A 7,550-nucleotide genomic window follows, 5' to 3' on the forward strand; every position below is an offset into this window, starting at 1 on the left:
CAGGACGATTTTATCGCCTTTGATGGCTCTAATCGTCAGCTCTGGTTCGCCTTTAACTACTTCAATCCGAGTTAAATGATTGCTTTCCCAAAATACTAAGGGATGCCCGATCAATGAGAGAATGGCGCGATCTTCAAATCGATATTCAGTACCACCCCAACTGCTCGAATTATAACTTTTCAAGTGTTTGCACACCTGAAGATCTTGCGGCGTCAGATAAGTAAACTCATTGTGACTTTTCAAGCGTTTGAGGGCAATATTTCGCCCTTTGCCCCATTCACCTTTGGCATTGATACTTTGTTCGCGTGGTTGCAACATCCAACTATTACTACCGTACATCGTTATCGTCCAGGCCAGTCTTTGACTATTGCTGGCGCGTTCGGCGGGGATCGCAGTAGTTTTCTGGTGCAGATTTGTCAGCGCGTTGAGCGAGATTTCCCACGGCTCTTTGGGTTGAATTAATTTGGCCAGACTGGTGACACCGATCTCTTTTTGGAGGGCGGTAGTTTGTTTCTGATAAAAACTTTGGAACTTTTCCGTCGGATTGAGGTGGGATAAAATCCCAGCGGCTTCCATTGCCAACCACCGATAGCCAGACGATTCTGCCTGGGTATAAAATTCTTCAAGGAGCTGAGTCGATAACTTATTCATTGAAGTTTTATCAACCCATTGAATACATAGAGCGCGAACTAAAATTTCGATACTGTGATGATTGGGGAGCGGGATAGCACGCAGAATCATCTCCCGCCGCTGCGGTTGTCCGAGTTGCAATTCGATCGCATTTTCTAACACGCTATAAGTCGAACTCAGCCATGTTCGATCGGCGATCGCCATTTTGGTATGTTCTAATGCCGACCGCAAATCTGCACCTTCACCCTGTCGGAGCAAGGCAAAAATCCAAAATAAACCACTCGCGGTATGAAAGTAAATTTTCCGCTTACCATGCTCTTTCTTATATGCTTTGAGCGCGCGATCGTATGCCTCGATCGCCAGTCGATCTTCGCCCTGAAAGAAGTACCACCAGCCCCATAGGTCGGCGGTTCGTTCTCTCCAAGTGGCGGGAAAAGTATCGAGTATGTGTTTCCCCGCAGCGACTCGACCGCGCAAAAAGAGTTGCTCGATCAGTTGGATACGCAGCTCTGGCGTCAGCGGTTGGGTGAGGTTTTCGACGGCATTTTCCAGTGCGGTAAAAGCGCGATCGGCGCAGGTCAAATGCTCTAGTGAATAATCCAGAATGTCGATCCAGATCGTTGTTGCTAACTCTGGATTTAGAGTGGCCAGCCAGTCAGAATCGAAGGGATTATTACAGACTTGGTGCCAGAGTTGTTGCGGGGGGAGGGGATCTGAAGATCGAAAGTAACCATTGTAATAATCATCGAATTGTTCTTTAATAAAGACTGGATTGTTATGATACAGACCCAATCGAATTTCTCGGACAAATTCGCCATGATTTTCAAATTGACGGATCCCACCTAATTTAAAAGTAGTAATCGGTAACTTGGCTACGACTATTTGTGCCATGATCGATAACTTGCCAGCAGCGATCGCGTCACGAGTGGCAATTTCGGCTAGGAGGGGATTAATTTGGAGGGTATTTTTGGCCTGGGGGATCAGCAGATCGTTAGCCACTAATCGATCGAGATAAGGCTTGAGCGTCGCTAATTGCCAAGGCTGATCGCCCCAGATCTCAGCCAACAGCAGGCAATCCAAACAGAGCGCGCGGGTGATGGGTGTATAGATGACCGAAAATAATTGGACGATCGTTCGATCGAGTTCGGGTAAAGCCTGATAACTAGCTACCAATCGATCGCGTTGTTTCTCGATTTTTAAATAATTTTCAGTTATCATCTGTTGCTACCATTTGGTTTTATTAGTCTAACCTAGATTTTCGATCTTTACGTCCAGCCCACATCGCTAGATCGAGCGAGCATCTACCCACAACTTTACGCTGACTAGCGGCGATTTCTAGTTAACAAGCAGACTCCGATCCTAACAACCCAGTTATCTGCTTGGTGCGCTAAACCGTCGGGAAACAAAGGCGTGCGCGCATCCGCAATTCTCAATTCTCAATTAATTTAAAGTCTTTGGTATTTCCCATCAAATATAGTAATGCCATCCGCATCGCCACCCCATTGGTAACTTGCTGGGAAATCAGGCTCAAAACTGGATCGTCCATCAGATCGGAGGTGATTTCGACACCGCGATTAGTCGGGCCGGGATGGAGAATTTTGACATCGGGATGACACAATTTCAGCCGCTCGCGGGTGATGCCATAGTGATGATGATATTCGCGCAAACTAGGTAATAAATGGTCGGTCATCCGCTCTTGTTGGAGCCGTAATGTCATCACAAAATCGGCATCTTTGAGGGCTGGTTCGAGTTGCCAATGTACGAATAAATTGGACTTATCGATTCCGACTCTTGGGGCTTGGCAATAGTCGGCAAATTCAGCCGGAAGTAAAGTTGGTGGCGCGACGAGATGCACTTGGGCACCGCTAGCCGTCAGACTCCAGATATTCGATCGCGCCACCCGCGAATGTAAGATATCACCGATGATCGCGATTTTCTTGTCCTTTAGTAAGGATAAGCGGGGATTGCTAGGATCGATCGTCTCGCAAATTGTCAGTAAATCTAATAAGGCTTGAGACGGGTGTTCGTGTTGGCCGTCGCCAGCATTGAGAATTCCTACCTTTACGCCCATTGTATCGAGTTCGGCGGCGATCGCGTGGGGCACTCCCGCTTGCTTGTGCCGGATCACCATTAAGTCCGCACCCATCGCCAGATAGGTTTTGGCAGTATCGAGAATGGTTTCGCCCTTGGTGAGCGAGGAAGTCGCTGCGGCAAAATTGAGGGTGTCGGCAGAGAGGCGTTTGGCGGCTAATTCAAAACTACTGCGGGTGCGCGTGGAAGACTCAAAAAACAGATTGGCAACGACTCGTCCCTGGAGCGTCGGGACTTTCTTGACTGCACCGCGAGCTAACACGCCCTGGAAGCTATTGGCGGTCTGGAGGACGGTATCATACTCCGCTGGGGTAAAGTCTGCCAAGGATAGGATATGTCGGCGCGTCCAGGTCATTTTCTAGGGTGTAGGGGATAGGGAGTAGGAACGAATGTCCAATCTTTTTTGTAAACAACATCATCTCAGCCATGAGTGGCTATTTCGTAGTTAACATCGCGAACTACCAGAGAATTTGGACTGGATAATCGCCAAACACTCGATCTCCTGATCCCAAAGTCAATTTTTCCGATTGTGATTGGGAAATCAGCAGTCGATCGAAAGGATCTCGATGGTGTAAAGGTAGATCCCGTAAAACTAATAAATGATTGAGGTGAATTGGGATGATTTCCATTCCACTAGGCAAGATATAGGACTCCACTATTCGATCGATTGACATTCCTAGTTGGAGCTTACCCAAAGTCATTTTAATTGTCATTTCCCACAAACTAGCAATACTCAGATGTAGGCTATTTTTCTCATCTTCAATTGCCTGTTTTGCTGCTTGACTCAAGTTGTCACTGCCCTTTACTAGCCAAATCAAAACATGTGTGTAAGGACTCATAACTAAACCTCAATTCTATAGACATTATAAGCTGACAGCAGCAATTCAGTTCGATTTTGCTCGAAGCTAGAATTTTAACCAAAAATCTTTGGAGATGTAGTCTACAAATGCCAGACATTGACGGAAAGGGTAATCAAGGATAGAAATATAATAAAACCGATCGTGTCTAGTAGTGTCGTAACTAATGGCCCGCTAATTAAAGCTGGATCGACATTGATGCGTTTGAATCCCATCGGTAGCAACGTGCCCAATGTCACGGCAATTACTGAATTGGCCGCCATGACTAAACCTGCTACCACGGCCACCCAGCGTTCGGTAGGTGGCGTCCAAATCAGGGCAAGTACGATCATCGTAAATCCCAGTCCAATTGCTGTTCCTAGCCCTGCGAGCACCTCTTTGCCAAGAATTTTGAGCGTATCTCCAGGTGTCACTTCACCGACGCCGAGCGATCGAATGGTGACAGTCAGAGCTTGAGTCCCAACGGCACCACCAGTATTGGAAAACAGCGGCATAATCACAGCCAGCACGGGGATTTTGGCGATCGTGTCTTGGAATGGGGCGATCGAACTAGAAGCACCGATATATAGTGCCATAATTCCCAACAACCAGGGGAGGCGATTTTGCAGTTTGCTCCAGGGTGATGATAGGGAAGAATCTTCACCACCAGCAACCCCCGCGAGTTTTTGGATGTCTTCGGTGGCTTCTTCTTGCAAGATATCGACGACATCATCGATCGTGATAATCCCCACTAATCGATCCTCACGATCGACTACCGGCACGGCAATCAAGTCATACCGCTGCATTTGCCGTGCGACATCTTCTTGGGGCGTTTCGGTATACGCTTTAATTACGCGATCGCTAGCAATATCAGTAATTGGCGTATCTGGAAGCGTAAATACCAATTGGCGAAGGGAAACTACTTGCAGTAACTTGCGCCGATCGTCGGTGACATAAGCATAATACACCGTCTCCTTATCGCGATCGCTTTGTTTCATCTTGGCTAAAGCTTCGCCGACAGTCAAACCTTGGCGCAGTCGCACATATTCTGTCGTCATCACCCGTCCCGCCGTGCCTTCGGGATAGCCGATAATCGTCGCTGTCGCTGCCCGTTCTTCGTGACTGAGCTGGGGTAATAAGCGTTTGACAACACCTGCTGGTAGCTCGTCAAACAGTGCCACCCGATCGTCGGGACGCATCGCTTCGATGAGCTGACAAACTTGAGTATTGTGGAGGGATTCGATCAATTCTTCTTGAATTTCCGTCGGCAGATATTCAAATACCGCGATCGCGCAACCTTTAGATAACAAGCGAAAGGCGATCGCCCGTCGATCGCCTGGTAACTCGCTGATATAGTCACCGACATCTACCGCTGGTAAATGATTTAGTTCTGACTTGAGTTGATTTAAGTCAGTGATTTCGGACAATTCGATCGAACCTTCGCGACTCAGCATAAAACCTCCTAGCCCCCTCTTTCTGGGGAGACTAGCTCGTCAGATTTAGAGAAGGTTGTTACTCAATAGCAGATGGACTAGAGTCCATAACGTACATAAAACTTAGTGCCGATATTTTTAATGAAAATTTAAGATCGACATTTCTATCGTAACGTTCGATGCAGCCAGATCGCAATCTTTGCAGTTGGAGAATAGAGTCAATCCCCAACCTCACTGCTGCCGATCGCCGAATAAACAGCTTACAATCAACAACAGCATCCCCGCTCGGCGCGACGCTCGCTCCCATAGGCTGCGCCACCGACTCATGTCCCCACCACTCGAAGTTACCACTCATGCTATTCTGCGCGATCTGTTGCGAAATCAACAAAGCTTCGCTGATTGGAACCATCAACTGACAATGGCGCGAATTGTCGCGCGCGCCTTGCGCTTATCGACATCGGCACTGATTCAAACTGGGATCGCTACGCACCGCCAAGCAGGGAAATATCGACTCAGTTATCTAATTCCAGCTCTACTCTGGACTGAATCTCTGGTGATTATCGCCATCCCAACACAGTTCCAAGCCGATCTACTCGCTAGAGAATTGCCCCAACTCCAACAGTGGCTGGGTACCGCCAAGCCATTGTATTGCGGCGATGAGCCACCACCGTCGGGATTTGAGGGCTTGTGGCTGATCGATCCGCGATCGTGGTTGTGGCTACAGTTGCAGCATCCCGATTCAGTCAGCGGCATCCCGACGATCGTCGATGGTGCTGACGATCTCGAAACTTGGGCGCGAGCATTACTTACCGTTAGGCTCGAAGATCGAGACTGGGATATCTGGCGAACGACTCAACCAGCAACTATTTGGGAGCGCGTTCTGGAGGTCAAAATTCAGTTACTAGCGGCTTTATGGCAGCGTCCCTCCAATCCATACAATTGTTACTTATTAGAGCCTGAAGATATCGCACTCATCGAGTCTTTATCTAAATCGATCGAGCAGCCATTGCCGGTCAACTGGCAGCAATTTTATCAAGCATTTTCCCAGCCGAGCGATCGTTTAGTCTGGGCACAAATCGATCGACTGCGCGGCAACTTTTCGCTGGCAATTACGCCCACAGATCTAGTTGCCCAACTCGCCCCAATTTGGCAACGTCAAGCATCAATCTTGATTACCAGTGCTGTCGATCTAACTGCTAAAGCGATCGGCTATCGCCAAGAACTAGGTTTAGGTGAAATGACCTCAGTGAAATTCCCCCTCGATCGGCACAAACATCGGTTTAAGCTATACATGCCCCGCTGGATGCCAATGCCCAATACTAGTAAATTTCAGCCCATATTAGTTGCCGAAATTCAACACTTATTAAATCTCACTCACGGTCGGCCAAAATTCGTGGTGATTCTGATTCAAGATACCCCTCTCAAAGCTCAATTAGCCGCCCTGCTCGCCGCTGAATGGGGTCGAAGGGTGCAAGTCGATCGGTTCGACCTTGATGAGTCAAATATCCTCGTCTGTGGCTGGGATTTTTGGCAACAACATCAAGACGATTTGCCAACACCACAATTAATGATAATTGCCACTTTGCCGATTCCGTCCCTCGAAGATCCCTTAGTTGCCGCGAAGGTCGCTGTTTACAAACAACAACGCCAAGACTGGTTTCGACTGTATTTATTACCAACGGGCTTAAGGATTTTGCATCGGGCGATCGATCCGATGCGATCGTCTCAAGGCATCGTGGCTATCTTTGACAATCGGATCGACAGGCGTATTTACGGACAACAAGTATTAGCTTCACTCAATCCAGTCATGCGGATTAATTACCACGATCTGAGTTGGCTCGACTCTGCTTAATCGATCCGATCTTGTAGACGATCAACTAATTAAGATTTAGCCGTAATTTGAGTGCATTTTCCCAAGATGACACAGCCCATTACTGCTGTTACAAAACTCCATGTTTCGATCGGAAATTTATTCTAGCTACGACCGTTGATTTTCACTAATTATTACCCTAGACATATTTACAAATTCATGACAACATTCAGTCTCAATATCGAAGTCACATTCATTGATGATACAACTGATGAGTCGCTTGGTGTCACCCAAATAGCAGTCAACAATCTCCCAGATTCATTTGAAAAAGATACTACCATTAACCTCCGTGGCTCCGATTGGCATGTCCTGAATGCTCGCCCCAAAACTCGCGCTCAATATACAAAGTCTCAGCAACTAATCTTGTGGATTAGTCCCGTCGCAGCAGTTAATCCTAGCGATATTCTCTACAGTTTGCCATCGATCTGTGCGGTGGTACCAGCACTCAATAATCGATCGCTGTCTGGGAGTGAATTAACGCTGGCGGAAGACGATTGGCGACAATTTGAGTTGATTTCCGATCGACTCGCTGACAAAGTTGATAAGGAAATCGCCAAAATTCAGCGGATTCAGGACAATGCCAAAGCTGGTGTTGGGTGGAGAGAACTGCACATCCGCAAAAAACCCGAAATCCCGATCGCCAGTAATATCGCTTTACCCCATCTTGCCAGCCTATTAAAAGTGTCTGCC

Annotated in this window: 5 protein-coding genes and 1 pseudogene; 2 read left to right on the forward strand and 4 right to left on the reverse strand. The window is 47.6% G+C overall.

The window, feature by feature from the left end:
• From RMO27_RS19830 to mgtE, 4 genes and pseudogenes are all read right to left on the reverse strand, one after another.
• A pseudogene (locus tag RMO27_RS19830) lies at positions 1-1,848 on the reverse strand (ATP-dependent helicase); the annotation flags it as partial.
• A gap of 211 nt (positions 1,849-2,059) precedes the next feature.
• A complete protein-coding gene (locus RMO27_RS19835; RefSeq protein ID WP_309735780.1) occupies positions 2,060-3,076 on the reverse strand; it encodes an aspartate carbamoyltransferase catalytic subunit in 1,017 nt (338 codons plus the stop codon).
• A gap of 103 nt (positions 3,077-3,179) precedes the next feature.
• The gene (locus tag RMO27_RS19840; protein ID WP_309735781.1) at positions 3,180-3,560 is read right to left on the reverse strand and encodes a type II toxin-antitoxin system VapC family toxin; all 381 of its coding nucleotides are present in this window, start codon (positions 3,558-3,560) and stop codon (positions 3,180-3,182) included.
• Positions 3,561-3,661: 101 nt separating this feature from the next.
• Complete coding sequence (gene mgtE, locus RMO27_RS19845) at positions 3,662-5,011, reverse strand: magnesium transporter (protein ID WP_309735783.1); 1,350 nt, start codon at positions 5,009-5,011, stop codon at positions 3,662-3,664.
• A 304-nt stretch (positions 5,012-5,315) separates the two neighbouring features.
• On the opposite strand from mgtE, the gene RMO27_RS19850 reads away from it, so the two are divergent.
• Together RMO27_RS19850 and RMO27_RS19855 are read left to right on the forward strand one after the other, a co-directional pair.
• Positions 5,316-6,842: an ATP-dependent DNA helicase gene (locus RMO27_RS19850; protein WP_309735784.1), complete on the forward strand. Its 1,527-nt coding sequence runs from the start codon at positions 5,316-5,318 to the stop codon at positions 6,840-6,842.
• A gap of 177 nt (positions 6,843-7,019) precedes the next feature.
• Positions 7,020-7,550: hypothetical protein (locus RMO27_RS19855; protein WP_309735785.1), on the forward strand; the 531-nt coding region annotated here is incomplete at its 3' end.

The sequence above is a fragment of the Chamaesiphon sp. OTE_75_metabat_556 genome (assembly GCF_031378165.1).
Taxonomy (GTDB): Bacteria; Cyanobacteriota; Cyanobacteriia; order Cyanobacteriales; family Chamaesiphonaceae; genus Chamaesiphon.

What these genes read in the sequence shown, in the direction of transcription:
- RMO27_RS19835 (WP_309735780.1), bottom strand. Translation starts at nt 3,076, where the DNA reads ATGACCTGGACGCGCCGACATATCCTATCCTTGGCAGACTTTACCCCA.
- RMO27_RS19840 (WP_309735781.1), bottom strand. Translation starts at nt 3,560, where the DNA reads ATGAGTCCTTACACACATGTTTTGATTTGGCTAGTAAAGGGCAGTGAC.
- mgtE (WP_309735783.1), bottom strand. Translation starts at nt 5,011, where the DNA reads ATGCTGAGTCGCGAAGGTTCGATCGAATTGTCCGAAATCACTGACTTA.
- RMO27_RS19850 (WP_309735784.1), top strand. Translation starts at nt 5,316, where the DNA reads ATGTCCCCACCACTCGAAGTTACCACTCATGCTATTCTGCGCGATCTG.